Here is a 16,737-nt window from a genome sequence, read left to right as displayed (position 1 = left end):
GCAAAGCTACATTCTTTTTCTAATTCTGCTTAAGGTTTCTGCTGTAATTCCCAAATAAGAAGCAATGTGATATTGGGGAATGTTTAATAACCAATCGGGTTTTGACTTCATTATGTCGAGATAAAGTTCTTCGGCAGTCTTTACAAAATGGTTAAATTCTTCGGTTTCTTTTTGAATCACAATTCGTTGAAAGATGGTTTCTATAAACAACTTACCACAGTTATATTGGTTGGCAAAACTCAGGAATTTTTCTTTAGACAAAACTCTCAGCTCTACATCGGTTAAACATTCTTGATACTTTTTGGTTGCTGTTGCATGGGTAAAGGAAGAAAAATCGGTTATAAAACCGGCATTGGTAAAAAAATTGATGTTTTTTTCTTTGTTGTTGGTTGCATAATACTCCCGGATGATTCCTTGGTCTAAAAATCGAAGTTCATTTTCTATAGCGCCATTCTCTAGGATGATTGCGCCTTTTGGGTATGATTTAATGGCAAAAGTATTTACAAATTCTTCTAGCCCTTCTTTATTAAAAGGAAATTCATTGCTAAAAAACGAGGATAATTTGTCTGCTTTTTTCATTTGGTCTTTAACGTTGATACTTCGTTTCCGAAAAATTACTGTTGAATTTTAGTTGGCAAAAAACAGCGGTTTTGAAATTATCAATTATATCAAAAAGTAGTTTTCTACTTGATTAACAAGTGATATGGTTTTTATATATGTTTAATTATCAATACATATCCCTCTTTCCGCTTTTTGTTTTAGTTCATTTGATGTTGCTTTAGTAAAGGAAAAACACCGCATTTTGCTGTGGAATTACTATTCAATTATTGGATTTTTTGCTGAGAAAAAGTTCTTAATTTATTTTTTAAACTTGATTCGTTAGCAAGATTTTGATCAAAATAGATGTCATCAATTTTTAGCCTTCCTTCTGTAATAAGTATAATTCTTTCATTCCATGGTTTTTGGTCTTTATAAAATTTGTTTGATAATGTCACTTCTACTTCGATCTGCTTGCCCTTATCATTGATTTTGTTAATCTTATAATCCGTTACGCCTTCGTATAACGATGAAATAATACTGCCTTCTCTTAGTAAGGGCTTATCAGATGGACTATTGCTATTAGCAATTCGTTTGGTATCTAATGTAGTTATTGAATCGCATTTTGTATTTAATGCTACAATTTCTTTAGAAAATAGCAGTGTATCTTCTAACGGATATTTAGATTCTCGATCAGCAACATACATTTTAGATAACATTGCATTTATTACTTCTTTAGTGTTTTCCTTTTCTGAATCTGTTTTTTCTGATGATTTATTTTGATTACAAGCGATTAAGCTTATTAAAAATCCAATGGTTACTAGTTTTTTCATTTTGACTTTTTTAAATGTTATTTTTAATGAATTCTTGTTAGGTTTAGATAGTGATTATTAAGTTTTTTTTGAAAAACCTTCGTTACTTTTAGCTTGTCTAAAAGTAGTATAATGCAATAATGTTGAAGTTTTCATTTCAGTTCACTTGGCGAACTACCTGTTTTCTATGCCTTTTTTAAAGAAGCGAAATAATTTTGTCAGCTTCTCTAATTCCACTCAAGTAAGCTCCATGTGCTGTTGAAAAATAATCAGCTTCCGTATGTTCTCCTGCAAAAAATACTTTATCGTTTATTTCTTCTGCCAAGTCATCAAAATGTTGCATCGTTGTTCCCACTGCTGTGTACGAATAGGCTCCAAATGAATTTTCATTAGACTGCCATTTAGTTCGTAACATCGCAGTCGGGTTTGGAATCCCATTGCCATACATGTCTTTTAAGTGCAACATAATTTCGTTAATTACTTGTGCATCGGTCATCGTTTCAGTTTGTCTAGCATAATCAGCATAGGCAAAAGTCATTAATGCATTTGCATTGGGGTTGATTTTGTGGATATTTACAAAATAATTAAACTTGTCTTTGACGGTTGGTGTATAAGAAATATATTGCTCATTGCCCCAAAATTTGGTATCCCAAACGAGCAGAAATTTATTTACGCAATTCATCCCTATTTTTTCAATGGCTGTTTGTTTAACGATTGGCAATGCCGGTACAAATTGAATTGTTTTGGCTTTTAATACACCCAGCGGAACGGTAACTAATAGATAATCGGCTTTGCTAACAGTTCCGTTGTGTGTGACTTCTATTTGTGCGTTTGAATAATCAATTTTTGAAACCCTTTGATTGAGTTGAATAGTTAATCCTTTTGCTAAATAATTCGGGATAGTGTCATAGCCGTTAGTAGCAATTCATTCTTCGCCATCAAACTCTTCGCCTTCATCATAAAGAGTAGAAGATAATTTGTCTAAATCTCCCGTGTCGAAGGTTACATAAGTAGAAAGTAGAAATTTCCAAAGGCGGTCATTGGCTTTTGTAGGATATAAATTAGTAAAAACAGTTTCAAAACTCTGATTGACATTGCCGCTATTCTTCATGGAATTCAAGATACTATAAAGTTCGGTTTCGGCAGAATCATATGTTGTAGAATTTCTTACAACACCACCAATGTCGAACGAAATTCTACTGTCATCGTCAGTAAAAGCTGTTGTCATACTTGCTTGTTGGGCAAGAGTAGTTATTGGGTTTCCCTTCGTACCATGAATCCAGCTTGCACCTTCGTCAAATGCTATTCCTAAAGTTCTATTGGTTCTTAATCGGCCTCCCACTTTGTTTTGAGCTTCTAAAACAATTACATTAAATCCTTGGTCTTTAAGTTTTTTGGCAGCAGCTAGTCCGGATATTCCAGCTCCAATGACAAATACAGTTTTATCATTTGGATTACTTACTTTTTCATTTTTACTGCAAGAACTTGCAAAAATAGAAGGTGCAAGAAACAACATTGGTAATCCTGCAACGGTGTCTTTAATAAATTTTCTTCTTTGCATTTATAAATAGTTACAATTATTTATGTTATCATTTTAGATTGACACTTTACTTAAAAAAATTTTAGTTCGAAAATGTGACAAATTTTAAAGTAATGGTTCAATTGAATACTTCTATTTTTTGTTTTTATTCAAACCATTTATTAAAAATAATAAACATAACAAATGTTATTTTATTTTTTCTAATGAAAATGTTAATGATTTAAGAAAATAAAATAAATTTTATGCTATCGTATCTTAGAGATAAAAATATTTTTTTGTTGAGAGATCGGACTCATTTATTCCTTCATTAGTAGCTTTTCAGCGAAGGAAAACGTCCCTTTTCTGAAAATAAACTGATTTTTCAATAATTAAATTGATTGTATCTTACCCGTATTTTGTTACAAAAACCAATTCAAGCCTTTCATTTTCAAAATAATGTAACAAAGGTTGTAAAAATATACTAATTGTAGTAATTTAACAAAATCTATTCAGTAGCATTAATCAAAAAAACATCTTATGAAAAACATCAAACTATCGCTTTTGGCGGCCACCTTGATTTTGGCTTCTTGCGATAAAAAACCAGAGCTGGTTTCGGGAATACTCCAAAAAAATATGGATACTTTAGTGAAACCGGGAGACAATTTTGCGGCTTATGTTAACGGAACTTGGGTCAAAAACACCAAAATTCCTGCCGATAAATCCAATTATGGTGCGGGTTATATACTATACGAACAAGCTCAAAAAGACGTGAAAGCGATTATCGAAGAAGCTTCGAAAGGGAGTTTTTCTGAAGGTTCGGATGAGCAAAAAATCGGCGATTTCTACAATTCATTTTTGAACCGAAAAGACCGCGACGCCAAAGGAATTACACCGCTTCAACCCGAATTAAAAGCCATAGATGCGATTGCTACCTATTCGGATTTGGCGGCTTATTTTGGGGAAGCCAATAGAACGGGGCTTTCTGTGCCGTTTTCGATTGCTGTTACCGAGGATTTTAAGGATCCAAAACAATACACTTTGATGACTTGGCAAGGTGGCTTGGGCTTACCAGAGCGTGAATATTATCTTCAAAGCGATGCCAAAACAGCGGATATTCGTAAAAAATATGTGGCGCATATTGAGAAAATGTTACAATTAGGAGGGATTGCTAATCCAACAGAAAATGCAGCAAAAATTATGGCCTTGGAAACCGCAATTGCAAAGATCCAAATGACCAAAGAAGAAACAAGAAATACTGCTGCTTTGTACAACAAATACGCCATCAAAGACTTGAAAACGGTGATGCCAGATTTTGATTGGTCGGCGATGCTCAAAAAAGCGGGAATGGATAAAGAAAAAAGCCTTGTGTTATCGCAAGTGGCGTATACTAAAAACTTGAACGCCTTGATTAAAAATACACCAATTGATACTTGGAAAGCCTATTTGAAATGGGGATTGATCAATAAGAGTGCGAGTAGTTTGACCACAGCATTGGATAAAGAGGATTTTGAGTTTTATGACAAAGTTTTATACGGCACACCAGAGCAAGAAGAGGATTGGAAAAGAGCTGTGAATGCTGTAAATGGTGGTTTGGGCGAAATCATCGGGAAAGTGTATGTGAAAAAACACTTTACACCTGAAGCCAAAGAACGTATGACCGAATTGGTGAAAAACTTGTTGAAAGCCTATGCCGAAAGCATTAAAAATTTGGATTGGATGAGTGCCAAAACCAAAAAAGAAGCCTTGGCCAAAGTGGATAAATTCATGATCAAAATTGGCTATCCAGACCAATGGAAGGATTATTCTACTTTAAAAGTAGCGAAGAAAGATTTGTATGGCAATCGTGCTCGTGCGAAAGCCTTTGAGTACAACAGAATGATTGCCAAATTAGGTAAGCCTGTAGACAGAACCGAGTGGGGAATGACACCACAAACGGTAAACGCTTACTACAATCCAACGCTAAACGAGATTGTATTTCCAGCGGCTATTTTGCAAGCGCCTTTCTTTAATTTAGAAGCAGACGATGCGGTAAATTATGGTGGAATCGGGGCTGTAATCGGTCACGAAATTGGTCACGGATTTGACGATCAAGGAAGCACTTTCGACGGAGATGGTGTGATGAAGAACTGGTGGACGCCAGCAGATTTAGCTGCATTCAAAGCCAAAACCAATGCTTTAGTTGCACAATACAATACCTTCAAAGTTTTTCCAGATTTGAATGTAAACGGTGCGTTTACTTTGGGAGAAAATATTGGAGACTTGGGTGGATTAACCATTGCCTTAAAAGCTTACAAAATGTCGCTAAACGGCAAGGAAGCTCCAGTGATGGATGGTTTTACAGGGGTGCAACGTGTGTTTTTAGGTTGGGGACAAGTGTGGTTGGAGAAATCGCGTGAAGCTTCTTTGCGCAACCAAATCGCCACAGATCCACATTCACCAGCTAAATTCAGAGTAAACGGTGTGGTGCGTAACATACCAGAATTCTACGAAGCATTTAAAGTACAACCTAAAGATTCCTTGTATTTAGCACCAGAAAAGCGTGTTAAAATTTGGTAATCGAAATGGTCAAAAAAGTAAAAAGCCCAACGTTATGTTGGGCTTTTTTGTGTTTACTAAATGAATACTAAGCGGGTAATGGATTTATTTGTATTTGTCCACCAATTGCTTTTAAAACTTTCATTATAGTTGAAAATTGTGGATTGGCTCCTTCAGATAATGCTTTGTACAAACTCGGTCTGCTCATACCTGTTTCTTCGGCTATTTTAGTCATACCAATGGCTTTTGCAATATGTCCGATAGCAGTAACCATTTCTGCGTCATTCCCTTCTTCTAATACTGAATTTAAATACTCAGCAATCATTTCGTTGCTATCCAAATAATCTGAGATATCAAATTTTGATGTTTCCATTTCCTATTGTTTTAATTTTCTCCAAATCTCTTTTGCTTTTTCAATGTCTCTTTGTTGGCTTGATTTGTCACCTCCAATAAGTAGAATAATAATTTTTCCATCCATTTCTTTGAAATAGATTCGGTAGCCTTTAGCATAGTTAATTTTTAGTTCCCTGATGCCTTCTCCAACCGCTTCGCAATCGCCAAAATGTTCGTCTTTTTCTAATTTTTGGAGGCGGAATAAGATTTTAGCTTTTGCTTTAAGGTCATTTAGCTTTCGCAACCATTTATCAAATTCTACTGTTTTTTCAAGAAAGTACATTTAAAATTGTATTCGTTTGGATACAAATTTACACAAAAAGCTGTATTAACAACCATTATTTTTGCTCAAATCACGTTCAAAAAGTACCTTATTGTCGTGTTCGATATAGTCGCTCGATAAAATCAAATAGGGATGATTATCAGAAAGTCCGGCGCTGCGGCTTTTGATTGTTATTTTGTCCTTAACTTTTAGGTCTTTTAATTGCTCGAATTCTTTAGGAATGAATTGCATCATATATCGTTCGCCATTAATTTCCACAATAAGCCATTTTGGTCCCGAATTATTTGTACTTGGACGCTGATAATTAATACAAGTAACCACGGCTTCCATTTTGTTGAAAGCTTTTAAAGAAGGCTTTATTTTTTCATAACTAGCCTGCACTTTTTTCCCCAATGGAGAAACTTTCCAAGCAGTATACCGTTTGCCGTCAGGAGAAGCCTCCCATTTTTTTCTTGCTTTTTCATTGGCTTTTTTGTCAGCAATCGAGCTTGGTTTCTTGGGGGAATTGTTTTCATTTTTCATTTCACAATTAGCCAATACTACTCCGCTTAGTAAAGTCAGGGCTAAGGTCAATAAATAGATGGTTTTTTTCATAGCGTTGCCGTTTTTTAAAATTGATACTGCGAATGTATTTGAATATTTTAAGGCTGAAGCAATTGAGATTGTAAATAAAAATGTAAACTTTGTAAATATAAACTTGACACTATGCAATTTACACAAAATCTCCTTTCCAGAAAACGCAACTACCTCTTCGGATGGATGGGACTCTTATTCATTGCAGTAATCAGTGTTGGGTTTAGCTTTGGGGATAATGACAACTATGCTAGCTCTAAAAGAGAAGTGTTACTGCGCCGTATTGGACACGACATACTCCTACAATCTGGCGACAGTACTTCAAGAGTGCTTCCCATAAAAAAGATAGCCGAAAACGAATATCAAATCACTTTTGAGAGTGCGTTTAGCTTTCAACCCGATGCTCTGGTGAAAACAACGCAGCGTTGGTTAGCCAAAGACCCGCTCGCCAACGATTATGTGGTTAGCGTGCTTAATTGCGCCAATTCGACAGTCGCTTATGGATACGCCATTTCCAAAAATAAAAAAGACGATATTGTAGCTTGTATTGGAAGAAAACAACCTGTGGCTTGTTATACCATCAACATTACCTTTAAACCCAATGGCATCGCAACAAACTATGTTTATCTTTTGGGTGGTTTGTCATTTGTTGCCTTGCTTGGTTTTGTTTTTTTGAAGCCAGCTAAACCTAAGAATACGGTAGCCAAAACGGAGGATGACAAGCTATTCACTTTTGGTTCCGTAATATTTGATGCGCAGCAACGTCAACTGCAAATCAACGAAACAACCGAAGTTCTCACCGCAACCGAAACACGTCTGTTGCGCATCTTTGCTTCAGCTCCCAACGAAACCATAGCCCGAAGCCGCTTGCAAAAAGAGATTTGGGAAGACGAAGGCGTCATCGTGGGCCGAAGTCTGGATATGTTCATCTCAAAACTCAGAAAAAAACTAGAACTAGACCCAAAGAGCAACATCATAGTGGTACGCGGCTAAGGATACAAGCTGGAAGTAACCGCCTAAGGAAAACTAGCGCTTGCAACAAACGGTAATTCGAAGGAATGTATTCGTGCCAATTCGTGTAATTCGTATTTAATTTTTTAGGAGCAGTACTTCTTTTGCGTACCTCACGAGTTGTCCCGCTGTTCGTTATATCTTGCTTGTCGAACCCCGCCAAGCAAGGATGCCACTGCCATCGGGGCTAGGCGAGGACTTTTGGTTTTCATAATAAAAAACAGCAATATTGTAGTTATTGCAAAGAGGTTATAGTTTGTCTGGAATTGATTGTGAGGGTACGAGCGTGACGCTTGAATTAGCGGGTGGTGGGGCTGTGAAGCGTTAGTATATTACTAGTCAAAACTTTCACCAAACAACCAATTTTTCTCTTCTTTGTCAGATAATGTCAATCTAATACTTTTCCTTATTGTTTCTTTTTCTACTTCCGTTAAAATATTTATTTGATTATTATCATTTAAAATTTCATTTAATGTATTCTCTCCAATATTTAAAAAATACTGAAAATTATCATCCTTCACAAGTTCAAGAATCACTTTAAATATTGTAGTTTTTTGCCTTGGATCCATTTCAGAAAAAATGCAACCATCGTGTGCTAAAAAATTCAGTAAATTTTTGTTTAATAAATATAATAGAACATCATAACAAAATATTTTTACCTCTCCAACTCCTTGTGAACCTTCTTTTGGTATGTGAGAATTAATATTGAAAAGATACTTAGCAGAAGGAGCTTCTTCAATTTTAAATGAGCCACCTTGATTATCGTAAAATTGCTTTACTAAGTCTCTGAATTTTTTCTCTATTTCATTATGTTCTTTTTGGTTTTTATCAAGATAGACAATGCTTTCCTGTTTTAAAACCGCATTCCTAACGTCTAAGTTGCTTTTGTCTTTTTTGAAATCATTTAGTATGTTTTCGTATTTTTCTAAATCATTTTTTTGATTTTCAAGAGTTTTAATCCTGTCTTTAATACTATCTCTTTCTTCTAAAGCACCACTATTATTCAAGTCTTTTAAAATAGAATCCCTTTCAGTTGAAATAATTTCTTTATCAGCCTGTAGTTTTATTAATAAAAGTTTTAACTCATTAATTTCAATTGTTAACCTTTTTTTTCTATTGCTAATTAAATTTGTGTGAAACTCTTGTGCTTCTTCAAGCCTTTTAGTAACCATTTCTTTAAAAAAGAAGTTGGCTTCATTAAAAATATTTTCAATTTTTGAATTATCTATAGTGGTGTTTTTTGAATCTTCTAAGCTAAATTCTTTTCTTTTTAAGGTTTTATCGTTAAAAAATATCTTATTTCTAATTTCATTTAACTGTGCTGTTAGATCATCAGCCTTTTGTTTTAACAAATCAAAGTTTTCAGCTATAATGAAGTTTTTTAATTGCGCTTCTAACTTAATAATTTCATCTTTTAAATCATTTATGTTAGAACTATCTAATGCCTTTTTATATTCTTGAATTGTAGTTTTAGCTTTTTCTAATTTTTCTAACTTGTTTTTTAAAGTGTAACTTTCTTCAACCAATATCAAATCTATTTTAAGTAAGAATAGATTTGTGTATCTTTGGTGGTAGTCTTCAATAGGTCGAGCCTGTTGTGTTAAAATATTGCTATAATAACTTGTCTCGCTGCTATGTTTTCTTGCAAAGCAATTAAAAATCTGTTTAAATGATGGTTTCGTTTCTGGATTACCTAAAAATAATTGGTTTAATTCTTTAGGGTAATTGGTTTGAGTAATTTTTTTGCCGTCTAAATAATATTCTTTTTGTGAAAAGTTCTTTTTTATGATATGTTCTTTATCTTTATGAATAAAGGACAGTTCAAATTCTCCATATTTTGACAAATATTCTTTAAGTTTTATTTCTGATTTTGACTTAAAACTTGAACCAAATAAGTAATGAATTAGCGACAAAGACATACTTTTGCCGATACCATTAATTGACTTTTTTTGTTCTTTAGTCAATTGTGTACCAACAACAATATTTAAACCTTTTTTAAAGTTTATAGTGTTAAATTTTGGATTACTAGATGTTAATTTTAATAATTGCATTATTATCCGTTACTTTATTTGTTATGTATAGAAAATCAACAGACAATATCAATTTTTCTATAGTTATCTTTTTATAATACCTTTTATTGAACTCATCAAATAAGTCATCTAAAGTCATCTCTTTTTCTTTCAATATTTCAATTATTAAAGCTGAAATACTTAATAGACTATCAACTGGTTGTATTGTTTTAGTAGGTAGTATCATATTTTAATCCCAATATCACAAATTTCAAAAAAGAAAGAAATAATAATCCAACTAATAGACATAGAGTTAAAATCTTTAATTTCTATTTTGTTTTCTAACTTAGAATGTAAATTACTGATTATTTTATTAAAATCAATATTATGAATTTGACATAAATCGTTAAACTCTACTAATGTTTTACTCTCCAATTCTATTTTAGATACTTTTGATAATAATAACTCAAATAAAACTTGTTTATATAAATTATCAACTACAAATTTTCTCAAATCACCCAAAATGTTGTCTTCATTATTAACTAAACTTATGTAATCTAAACCTTTATTAATCTCACTTTCAATCCGACTATTGAGGTTGTTTATTTTAATTTTTTGCTTTGTATCAATTGTCCCAAAATCGTCATCATAGTTTGTCTTTATGATTGTGAAGTTTTTAATTAAATGCTTAAAAACAAGATTCAAAACGATTTCATCAGTGTATTTTTCAGTATTGTTTTTGAAATATTTATTGTTTAGTTCTATTAATTTTGAAGTTTCCAGACCTTCTATTTCCTTAATTAAATCAGTGTAATCAAATAAACATTTATTTAAATCAACACCATAATTTTTTTTGTATTCCTCAATCGTATCTTTATTAGGTTTTGATTTATCCAGCAGGTAAAAAATACTTATTGAGTAATTTTTATACTTTGCAATTTTTAACGCCTTAAATGTATTATCAATTTTTTCTTTTGTTCTTGTAGTTGTAATTTGTAATGCTAGCTTTTCAGTTTTATCAACTAAATCGATACAAGTGTTATTTTGGCTGTTGAAATTTTCATTTTCGTAATTTTTTAGATAAATGAAATTAAACACATCTCTAAAATAATTTTCTCCGTGAATATTTAGACCATATTCATTGATTAATTGACGCTGCTCAATATCATATCGTGTTATGGCTAATACTCGACTAATGCTATTAAATGCTTCCTGTCTTAAATCAATCATTGTTTTATTTTTATTTTAAAAAAAAGTTTTATTCACTTTGCAAAGATACAAATGTTGAAGTGTAATTGATTTATTCTATTTTCACACTCACTTTTCAAAGTTAGTTTTTCCGTTTGTGCGGTCGACTTTTTTCATTTAGCGATAACTTAATATATACGAAACAATCCTTAGTGTATACATCCATAATCAGTAAGCTAAACAAAGCTTGATCTCGCTTTATGTTCTTCAAATATATTCAATTATTCCTACAAAACATAATCGAACTATTTATTTTCTAGTTGTTTATAAGCAAAGACTAAAACACCTACAAGGTTTTGAAAACCTTGCAGGAGATAGGTTTAGCTGAGGCTATGTCTTATGAAAACAATTCGTCTCTACTAGCCCCGGGAGGAGCGGCATCCTTTGCTGACGGGGTTCGGCAGCAAAGATATAGCGTATCACGGGAGGGGTAGTGTGGTACAATCTGTTCGTGTGCTCTTGATGAATTGTCCAAAAAAAACTAAGGCACATAAAGAATTTAAGTTAAAAGGGATAACCTAAATGTCCTTATGTGCCTTATATGGTTTTAAAAAAGCAGCCACGAATTTAACTTCTATGGGCTACTTTCAGTTTGTTATTACAAGAAAAACTTCAATGACTTATATGTTTAACAACATTAGCCAGTTGTTATTTTATTTCAAATGTTCAAGCATATCTACGGTCATATTGTCGAGGGCAAAATGGTGGTTCCAACCCCAATCTTCACGTGCACGGCTGTCGTCGATGCTGGCAGGCCAACTATCGGCAATTTTTTGACGGAAATCGGGTGCATAGCTGATGGTGAAATCAGGAATGTGCTTTTGGATTTCGGCAGCGATTTCGGTGGGTGTAAAACTCATCGCGGCCAAGTTGTACGAGGAACGAATTTTGATTTGCTCCGCTGGTGCCTGCATAATTTGGATGGTAGCGGCAATGGCGTCGTCCATATACATCATTGGCATTTTGGTTTCGGCCGATAAGAAACATTCGTACGATTGGTTTTCGAGGGCTTTGTGGTAAATGTCTACCGCATAATCCGTAGTGCCACCGCCCGGAGGTGAAGACCAGCTAATCAAGCCCGGATAACGGATGCTGCGTACGTCTACGCCAAAAAGGTTGTGGTAGTACTCGCACCATCTTTCGCCCGATTGTTTGCTAATGCCATACACGGTCGAAGGCTCCATAATGGTGTATTGAGGCGTGTTTTCTTTGGGAGTTGTAGGTCCGAAAACCGCAATACTCGAAGGCCAGAATATTTTTTTGATTTTTCCGGCTTTGGCCAAATTCAGGACGTGAAACAAGGAATTCATATTCAAATCCCAAGCAAAGGCTGGGTTTTTTTCGGCAGTAGCTGAGAGCAATGCGGCCATCAAATAGACATCGGTGATTTGGTGCACCTCGACCAAATGTTCGATTTGGTTAAAATCGAGCGCATTGATGACTTCAAAAGGACCTGAGTTGACCACATCTACATTCAGTTTTCGAATATCGGAGGCGATGACGTTCTCGGTACCGTAAATTTTTCTCAATTTTTGGGTCAGTTCCGTTCCGATTTGACCACACGCGCCAATGATTAATATTTTTGGATTCATAAGTTGCCGTTTTAGGAGAACAAAGATAAGAATTTATCTTAAAAATATCGATTTCGCAAAAATGACAATAAATTTAATAAAAAAATGTAATTAGATGTTGATTAAGCTTTAAAAAAATAGAAACAACACAAAAGAATAAGGCATTCATCAACTAAAGATAGCCACAGAAAAGAGAAAATACAGAAACGGATAACTTAAATTTACTTTGTAACTTTGTGCTTTTAATTTATTCTTCAGATGAAACACCAATTCTGGTTCTTTTTTGTAGTCACACTATTTTTGTCTTCTTGTAACGATGACAACAAACTCCGAATGGAAGCGCAAAAAAAGGAAGCCCAAAAAAACGAAATCATTTTTACCAATATCAACAAAGGCTGGGTTTTTCAGTCTGCGCCAATAAATGCAGTTGCAGAAAACAGTATGTCTTTTTGGCCACAATGGCGTACGTTTATGGATGAATTGTCTCAGAAACCGAAAAGTTCGATTAGTGCTTTTCAAAAGAAATCCAAAACATTGACCAAAAAAGCGTTGGAATTAAAAGACAATATTCCCGGACAATACAACAATCCAGCAATCAAAAGCAGGATTTCGATTTTGATAACCAATGTAAGTTTGTTGGATATGTACTTGCATTTGACTCAAATTCCACATAAAAAAGTAGTCAAACAAGTTGCTGAAATTAACTTGGAATTGATTGCTTTACAACGCGAAATGGACAAAATTGACGTAAAAAGTAAGATTCCTGTAGAATTTGGTGAATCTGAAATGCTACAAATGATAAGAGATACTGCAAGAGCCATTCCATCTAGTATGCCACCTTCACAAAATACACCACGCGTTGAGTAAGCCGATTTTATACAGTACCTACGAGAAATCACCTAAGTGTATCCAAATAAGTGCGAGTTTGACGGCACAACCTGCTAGCAAATTGCATTTGACAGGTTTGCTAGGCTCTGGATTCTCATTTGTGACGCGTTCGTTGTTTACCCAAACCGAATTGCCCTTTTTGTTGGTGTTCAATAACAAAGAGGAAGCGGCGTACTACTTGAACGATATGGAGCAATTAGTGGGCGAAAAAGATGTGCTGTTTTATCCCGCCTCTTTCCGAAGACCGTATCAAATAGAAGAAACCGACAACGCCAATGTTTTGTTGCGCGCTGAGGTGTTGAACCGCATTAATTCACGTAAAAAACCCGCCGTAATTGTCACTTATCCCGAAGCGCTTTTTGAAAAAGTAGTTACCAGAAAGGAATTAGACAAAAACACTTTGAAAGTTGCGATCAATGATAAGATTTCTATCGATTTTATCAACGAGGTGTTGTTTGAATACGAGTTCAAAAGAGTTGATTTTATTACCGAACCCGGAGAATTTTCGGTGCGTGGAGGAATCGTAGACGTCTTTTCGTTTTCGAATGATAATCCGTACCGCATCGAGTTTTTTGGCAACGAAGTCGAAAGTATTCGAACCTTTGATGTCGCCACGCAATTATCGATTGAGACCAAGAAAAAAATCACGATTATTCCCAATGTAGAAAATTCCTTTTTTCAAGAAAATCGGGAATCCTTTCTAGATTATATTTCGGCACAAGCAGTTATTTTTATTCAAAATACCGAGCTGTTGTTGGCCGATTTAGACAAACATTTTGGCAAAGCCGAAGAAGCTTTCGCGAAATTATCCCAAGAAATCAAACGCTCCACACCCGAGCAATTGTTCTTGAACCAAGCGAGTTTCATTAAGCGCGCTTTGGATTTTTCGGTCGTGGAATGGGGAAGTAAAGCGGTTTTTAAAACCCTAAAAACGTTTCCTTTTCATTTTCAGCCACAACCGTCGTTCAACAAACAATTCGATTTGTTGTTGAATAACCTGAATGAAAATCATTTTAACGGCTACAAAAATTATTTGTTTTGTTCCAATGAAGGACAAGTAAAGCGCTTTCACGATATTTTTGAATCATTAGATGAAGCCAACGCCGAAAACATTCGAAAGCAATACCATACTATCGTGTTGCCAATGTATCAAGGCTTTATCGACGAAGAAAATCAAATCGCCTGTTACACCGATCACCAGATTTTTGAACGTTATCACAAATTCAGTATTAAAAACGGCTATTCGAAAAAGCAAAATTTAACGCTCAAAGAACTGACGGCGCTCTCGGTTGGCGATTATGTGACGCACATTGACCACGGAATTGGGAAATTCGGTGGCTTGCAAAAAATACAGGTCGAAGGCAAAACTCAAGAAGCGATTAAGTTGGTGTATGCCGATAATGACATTGTGTACGTGAGTATTCATTCGCTACACAAAATATCCAAATACAACGGCAAAGACGGAACACCACCCAAAATTTACAAATTAGGCTCGAACGCTTGGAAAGTTTTAAAACAAAAAACCAAAGCCAGAGTCAAGCATATTGCGTTCAATTTGATTCAGTTGTACGCAAAACGTCGCTTGGAAAAAGGCTTTCAATTTGCGCCCGATAGTTATTTGCAAAACGAGTTGGAAAGTTCGTTTATCTACGAAGACACCCCCGACCAAGTAAAATCGACGCAGGATGTCAAAGCCGACATGGAAAGCGAACGCCCTATGGACCGATTGGTGTGTGGTGATGTAGGTTTTGGTAAAACCGAAGTCGCGATTCGTGCTGCTTTCAAAGCGGTAGACAATAGCAAACAAGTCGCTGTTTTGGTGCCAACCACGATTTTGGCCTACCAACATTTCAGAACGTTTAGCGAGCGATTGAAGGATATGCCGGTGACTGTAGGTTATTTGAACCGTTTTAGAACCGCCAAGCAAAAAGCAGAAACCCTAAAGCAACTCGCCGAAGGAAAATTAGATATTCTCATCGGTACGCATCAATTGGTCAGCAAAAATGTCATTTTCAAAGATTTAGGTTTGTTGATTGTCGATGAGGAACAAAAGTTTGGGGTCAACGTAAAAGACAAACTCAAAACGATTGCGGCAAATGTAGATACGTTGACACTTACCGCTACGCCTATTCCAAGAACCTTGCAGTTCTCGTTGATGGCAGCGAGAGATTTATCGGTAATTACTACGCCACCGCCCAATCGGTATCCGATAGAAACCCACGTGGTAGGTTTTAATGAAGAAACCATTAGAGATGCCGTTTCGTATGAAATTCAGCGCAATGGTCAAGTGTATTTCATCAATAATCGCATCGAAAATATTAAAGAAATCGCGGGTATGATTCAGCGTTTGGTGCCCAATGCACGAGTAGGCATTGGTCACGGTCAAATGGATGGCAAGAAACTAGAAGAATTGATGTTGGCCTTTATGAACGGCGAATTCGATGTTTTGGTGGCCACCACCATCATCGAAAGCGGATTGGATGTGCCCAATGCAAATACCATTTTTATCAATAATGCGAATAATTTTGGGCTGTCGGATTTGCACCAAATGCGCGGTCGCGTGGGACGAAGCAACAAAAAAGCCTTTTGCTATTTCATTTGCCCGCCGTATTCTGCGATGACTGAAGAAGCTCGCAAACGCATCCAAGCCTTGGAACAATTTAGCGAATTGGGTAGTGGTTTCAATATTGCGATGAAGGATTTAGAGATTCGTGGCGCAGGCGATTTGTTGGGAGGCGAGCAAAGTGGTTTCATCAATGAGATTGGCTTTGATACGTATCAAAAAATCATGAACGAAGCCATTGAGGAACTCAAGGAGAATGAATTCAAAGATTTGTATCCCGAAGAGAACAACATCGAAACCAAACAATACGTCAAAGACCTGCAACTCGACACCGATTTTGAGTTGTTGTTTCCAGATGAATACATCAATACGGTTTCGGAGCGATTGCTGTTGTACAACGAACTAGGAGAAGTCAAAAACGAAGAAGAACTGACCGTTTTCATCAACAAACTGATCGATCGTTTTGGACCTTTGCCAGCAAGAGCCAATGCCTTGATGAACAGCATTCGCATTAAGTGGATTGCCACTCGCGTGGGCATCGAAAAACTAGTACTCAAACAAGGCAAAATGATTGGGTATTTTGTTTCCGACCAACAATCCGATTTTTACCAATCGAATCGCTTCAATAACGTCTTGGATTTTGTACAAAAGCATCCCAATTTATGCAAAATGAAAGAAAAGCAAACCCCAGCAGGCCTTCGTTTGTTGCTGACTTTTGACAATGCCAAAACCACCCGAAGATGTTTGGAGTTGATGGAATTGCTGGGAGGGGAGAAGTAGTTGTTAAGAAGAAAA

15 protein-coding genes are annotated in these 16,737 nt (G+C 35.4%); 4 read left to right on the top strand and 11 right to left on the bottom strand.

The annotated features are described in order from the left end of the window. Window positions 1–6: 6 nt before the first annotated feature. The 4 genes from O9307_RS09185 to O9307_RS09170 form a co-directional block, all read right to left on the bottom strand. Window positions 7–579: a Crp/Fnr family transcriptional regulator gene (locus tag O9307_RS09185; protein WP_298298082.1), complete on the bottom strand. Its 573-nt coding sequence runs from the start codon at window positions 577–579 to the stop codon at window positions 7–9. A gap of 245 nt (window positions 580–824) precedes the next feature. After that, entirely contained in the window at window positions 825–1,370 is a 546-nt protein-coding gene (locus O9307_RS09180; protein WP_298298079.1) for a hypothetical protein, read from the bottom strand. 175 nt (window positions 1,371–1,545) lie between these two features. After that, window positions 1,546–2,274: an NAD(P)/FAD-dependent oxidoreductase gene (locus O9307_RS09175; RefSeq protein ID WP_298298144.1), complete on the bottom strand. Its 729-nt coding sequence runs from the start codon at window positions 2,272–2,274 to the stop codon at window positions 1,546–1,548. Continuing rightward, window positions 2,275–2,910 (bottom strand): FAD-dependent oxidoreductase, encoded by a 636-nt coding sequence (locus O9307_RS09170; RefSeq protein WP_298298076.1) that lies wholly within the window; start codon window positions 2,908–2,910, stop codon window positions 2,275–2,277. 495 nt (window positions 2,911–3,405) lie between these two features. On the opposite strand from O9307_RS09170, the gene O9307_RS09165 reads away from it, so the two are divergent. Further along, window positions 3,406–5,424, top strand: coding sequence for a M13-type metalloendopeptidase (locus O9307_RS09165; RefSeq protein WP_298298073.1), 2,019 nt, complete (start codon window positions 3,406–3,408; stop codon window positions 5,422–5,424). 67 nt (window positions 5,425–5,491) lie between these two features. Here the strand turns inward: O9307_RS09165 and O9307_RS09160 are convergent, their stop codons facing one another. Genes O9307_RS09160 through O9307_RS09150 form a run of 3 tightly spaced genes read right to left on the bottom strand, consistent with a single transcriptional unit; the run spans window position 5,492 to window position 6,673 of the window. Then, on the bottom strand, window positions 5,492–5,776 hold the full coding sequence (locus tag O9307_RS09160; protein WP_024980463.1) for an addiction module antidote protein: 285 nt from the start codon (window positions 5,774–5,776) through the stop codon (window positions 5,492–5,494). Window positions 5,777–5,779: 3 nt separating this feature from the next. Further along, window positions 5,780–6,079: a type II toxin-antitoxin system RelE/ParE family toxin gene (locus O9307_RS09155; RefSeq protein ID WP_298298069.1), complete on the bottom strand. Its 300-nt coding sequence runs from the start codon at window positions 6,077–6,079 to the stop codon at window positions 5,780–5,782. A 45-nt stretch (window positions 6,080–6,124) separates the two neighbouring features. After that, a complete protein-coding gene (locus tag O9307_RS09150; protein WP_298298067.1) occupies window positions 6,125–6,673 on the bottom strand; it encodes a hypothetical protein in 549 nt (182 codons plus the stop codon). A 111-nt stretch (window positions 6,674–6,784) separates the two neighbouring features. Here O9307_RS09150 and O9307_RS09145 point away from each other — a divergent pair, with 111 nt between their 5' ends. After that, a complete protein-coding gene (locus tag O9307_RS09145; protein WP_298298064.1) occupies window positions 6,785–7,645 on the top strand; it encodes a winged helix-turn-helix domain-containing protein in 861 nt (286 codons plus the stop codon). A gap of 353 nt (window positions 7,646–7,998) precedes the next feature. Here O9307_RS09145 and O9307_RS09140 read toward each other — a convergent pair whose 3' ends face one another. The 4 genes from O9307_RS09140 to O9307_RS09130 all read right to left on the bottom strand — a co-directional run bounded on the left by O9307_RS09140 (window position 7,999) and on the right by O9307_RS09130 (window position 12,512). Then, the gene (locus O9307_RS09140) at window positions 7,999–9,714 is read right to left on the bottom strand and encodes a DUF2326 domain-containing protein (RefSeq protein WP_298298061.1); all 1,716 of its coding nucleotides are present in this window, start codon (window positions 9,712–9,714) and stop codon (window positions 7,999–8,001) included. Further along, the gene (locus O9307_RS14730; RefSeq protein ID WP_366100331.1) at window positions 9,689–9,919 is read right to left on the bottom strand and encodes an ABC-three component system middle component 6; all 231 of its coding nucleotides are present in this window, start codon (window positions 9,917–9,919) and stop codon (window positions 9,689–9,691) included. The genes O9307_RS09140 and O9307_RS14730 overlap by 26 nt, the downstream gene beginning before the upstream one ends. Continuing rightward, window positions 9,916–10,902 carry an SMEK domain-containing protein gene (locus O9307_RS09135; protein WP_298298059.1) on the bottom strand — a complete coding sequence of 329 codons (987 nt, stop codon included), beginning with the start codon at window positions 10,900–10,902 and terminating at the stop codon, window positions 9,916–9,918. Before O9307_RS09135 ends, O9307_RS14730 begins: the two co-directional genes overlap by 4 nt. A 671-nt stretch (window positions 10,903–11,573) precedes the next feature. After that, window positions 11,574–12,512: an L-threonine 3-dehydrogenase gene (locus O9307_RS09130; RefSeq protein ID WP_024980458.1), complete on the bottom strand. Its 939-nt coding sequence runs from the start codon at window positions 12,510–12,512 to the stop codon at window positions 11,574–11,576. A gap of 237 nt (window positions 12,513–12,749) precedes the next feature. Here O9307_RS09130 and O9307_RS09125 point away from each other — a divergent pair, with 237 nt between their 5' ends. Together O9307_RS09125 and mfd are read left to right on the top strand one after the other, a co-directional pair. Beyond that, window positions 12,750–13,358 carry a hypothetical protein gene (locus O9307_RS09125; protein ID WP_298298055.1) on the top strand — a complete coding sequence of 203 codons (609 nt, stop codon included), beginning with the start codon at window positions 12,750–12,752 and terminating at the stop codon, window positions 13,356–13,358. After that, window positions 13,351–16,722 (top strand): transcription-repair coupling factor, encoded by a 3,372-nt coding sequence (mfd, locus tag O9307_RS09120; protein ID WP_298298052.1) that lies wholly within the window; start codon window positions 13,351–13,353, stop codon window positions 16,720–16,722. Before O9307_RS09125 ends, mfd begins: the two co-directional genes overlap by 8 nt. Window positions 16,723–16,737: the final 15 nt, after the last annotated feature.

This window comes from Flavobacterium sp. (genome assembly GCF_027531905.1).
Taxonomy (GTDB): Bacteria; Bacteroidota; Bacteroidia; order Flavobacteriales; family Flavobacteriaceae; genus Flavobacterium.
The sequence above is the reverse complement of the archived record's forward strand: the minus strand, read 5'-3'. Positions and strand labels throughout refer to the sequence as shown.